2 protein-coding genes are annotated in these 3,161 nt (G+C 48.9%); both read right to left on the reverse strand.

From position 1 onward, the window contains the following. The coding region (locus Q0Z69_RS16770) for a type I restriction endonuclease subunit R (RefSeq protein WP_298035544.1) at nucleotides 1–2,445 on the reverse strand (2,445 nt) is incomplete at its 3' end. A 32-nt stretch (nucleotides 2,446–2,477) separates the two neighbouring features. Beyond that, nucleotides 2,478–3,161: restriction endonuclease subunit S (locus Q0Z69_RS16775; protein ID WP_298035545.1), on the reverse strand; the 684-nt coding region annotated here is incomplete at its 5' end.

The raw sequence follows: 3,161 nt of genomic DNA on the forward strand, positions 1-3,161 counted from the left end.
TGCGCGTACTTTTTCCGAGGGATTGCGCCGATGTCGGGGGGTGGTGGGCAGTTTTTGAATTTGCTCATTTATAGAATAATAGTAGTCCTTGAAGCTCTGGAGCAGGACAATACCGCCGGCGTTCTTGTCCCCGAACAGGGAGATAGCCGCGTCCACCCGTTTTTGCAGGTTGCGGAAACAGACGATATTGCCGAACGTCTTGATGGAGTTCAGGATGCGGTTTGTCCTCGAAAAAGCCTGAATCAGTCCGTGCATCTTCAGGTTCTTGTCTACCCACAGTGTATTTAGCGTGGTGGCATCAAATCCGGTCAGAAACATATTGACCACGATGAGCAGGTCCAACTCCTTGTTCTTCATACGGAGCGAAACATCTTTATAGTAATTCTGGAATTTTTCGCTGGACGTATCATAGTTGGTATGGAACATCGCGTTGTAGTCTTGGATGGCAGTGTCAAGAAAATCCCTCGCCGTCTGGTCCAGGGCGCTGGTGTCCTCCGGGTTTTCCTCATCCAGGATGCCATCCGCCTCAGCCTCGTTCGCCCCATAGCTGTATATGACCGCGATCCGCAGCCGTTTTGTCGGGTCTTTCTCCATCTGGCTTTTGAACTCCTGATAGTAAAGCTTGGCCATCGGTACAGAAGCAACGGCAAATATGGAGTTAAAACCGCTGATACGCTGTTTCTTCTTAATCTCCTTAATCTCCTCGACCATATCCTGTTTACCGGAAGCAACCTCAGATATATTGATCAGAGCATTGAACCAATATGTTTTATCGCCGCGATAGGTTTTCTGGTCAAAGTGGTCGAGAATATATTTCGTCACAAGGGCAATGCGCTGCGGTGCCTCCAACGCCTTCTTGCGGTCGATATCCCAGACTTCTTCGTCGTCGATATCCGCGTCTACATCCATTGTCTTGATGTAGTCCACCCGGAACGGCAGCCCATTCTTGTCGTTGATGGCGTCCACGATTGTGTAGGAGTGGAGCTGGTCGCCGAAGGTCTGCTCCGTGGTGAAGAACTGCGGATTTCTCACCCCGCCGGTGTTCAGGGAGAAGATCGGCGTACCGGTGAATCCAAACAGATGGCACTTCTTGAAATTCTTCACAATGGCCGTGTGCATATCCCCGAACTGACTGCGGTGGCACTCGTCAAAGATGATGACCACATGCCGGTTGAAAACAGCGTGGCCCTTGTTCCGGTTCACAAAATTGGCGAGCTTCTGGATCGTGGTGATGATAATACGGTATTCATGGGGATTGCCCTTCTCATCCCTGTCCTCAAGCTGGCGCTGCAGCACTCTCGTGGAAGTATTGCTGTTGGCGGCTCCCTTTTCAAAACGGTCATACTCCTTCATGGTCTGGTAGTCCAGATCCTTCCGATCCACCACGAAGAGGACCTTGTCGATATACGGCAGGCGGGATGCCAGCTGCGCAGTTTTAAAGGAGGTCAGGGTCTTGCCCGAGCCTGTGGTATGCCAGATGTAGCCTCCGCCGGCGATGCTTCCGTATTTTTTGTAGTTGTTGGCGATCTCGATTTGGTTTAGGATGCGCTCTGTGGCCGTGATCTGATACGGGCGCATGACCATCAGCATATTTTCAGAGGTGAAGACGCAATACCTTGTGAGAATATTCAGGATAGTATGGCGGGCGAGGAACGTCCTTGTAAAGTCGATCAGATCCGGAATGACCCGGTTGTTGGCATCAGCCCAGAAGGATGTGAATTCAAAGCTGTTGCTGGTCTTTTCCTTTTTAGTCTTGCCGGATGTGGCATCCTTGATGGCGTTGTAACGGGTGCTGTTGGAATAATATTTCGTGTTGGTCCCGTTGGAGATGACGAAGATCTGGACGTACTCAAACAGGCCGCTTCCCGCCTGGAAAGAATCCCGCTGATAACGACCTATCTGGTTGAAGGCTTCCCGGATGGCAACGCCCCGGCGCTTCAGCTCGATATGTACAATGGGAAAACCATTCACGAGGATGGTTACATCATAGCGGTTATCATGTCTTGCGCCCTCGTCTGTGCTGATGGCGTATTGATTGATAACCTGCAAGCTGTTGTTATGGATGTTCTTCTTGTCTATCAACGTGATATTTTTAGAGTTGCCGTCATCGCGCCGGAGAACCTGAACATTATCCTCCTGCACCTTGCGGGTCTTCTCCACGAAGTGCTCATTGGGGTTGGCCAGCTTCTCCAAAAAGAACCGGCTCCACTCGTCATCGCTGAACCGGATGCCGTTGAGGGATTCCAGCTTATGCCGCAGATTGGCCACCAAATCTTTCTCGCTGTGGATAGGAAGGTATTCATAGCCCTGTTCGGTCAGAAGGCGAATAAACTCACGCTCCAGCGCGGCCTCGCTCTGGTAGCTGTCTGAACGGGTCTTGACCGGCTCATACTCCGTGACGACGGTGTTTTCATTGGTGGCGGCAACGACGTTGAAATAAGGCATTCTCATTCACCTCCTGCGTATTCTGCGAGGGTTCAAAGTTCTTTAATCTTGAAGGTCAACAGCTTGTCCCGATAGTATTCATATTGTTTCCTCCGCGCCTCTATTTCGGCGGGGATCCCCTCCGAGATAGAGGCGCGGAGGGAATCAAAGCGGTCGAGAATAGAAACAATATACTTTTGCCTGTCAAGTGAAGGCAACGGAATAGGTATCCTATTCAAATTTTGTTGGTTGAGCTTTGGCTGTGCACCTCCGGAAATATACTGTGACAAATCTATGGAGTTTAAGTAAAATTCCACGAAACGTCTTGTATCATAGTTGTCAAACTTCAATACATGCGCATGATTGTTAACCCAGTTTTTTCCTGATATTGAAAATGCGATTGGCGTGCTTCTTGCCATTAAATTTGCCCCATCCTCAGATACAAGCAAAAATTCGCCGTCATATATGTAACTACTCACATAATCAACAATCCCGGATGCTCCATAGTAAGGATATTTTCCTGCCACTCGATTTGCACTTGTAACAGGTTTTCTCTGGTTGTCGCAGTTTTCAGAAATATCGGGTAGAACAACAAAAGCGTACCCAAAAACATATTGACAAAGTTTAATTAAACCTTGTGTTGTGTTGTGTTGTGTTGTGTAAAGTGCTCCCCTTGTCAAGGACAATTTTGATTTGGTGAGGGTTAAAACTGGACAATCTGTGATATACTCTCCCTG

It is taken from the genome of uncultured Dysosmobacter sp. (genome assembly GCF_947631165.1).
GTDB lineage: Bacteria > Bacillota > Clostridia > Oscillospirales > Oscillospiraceae > Oscillibacter.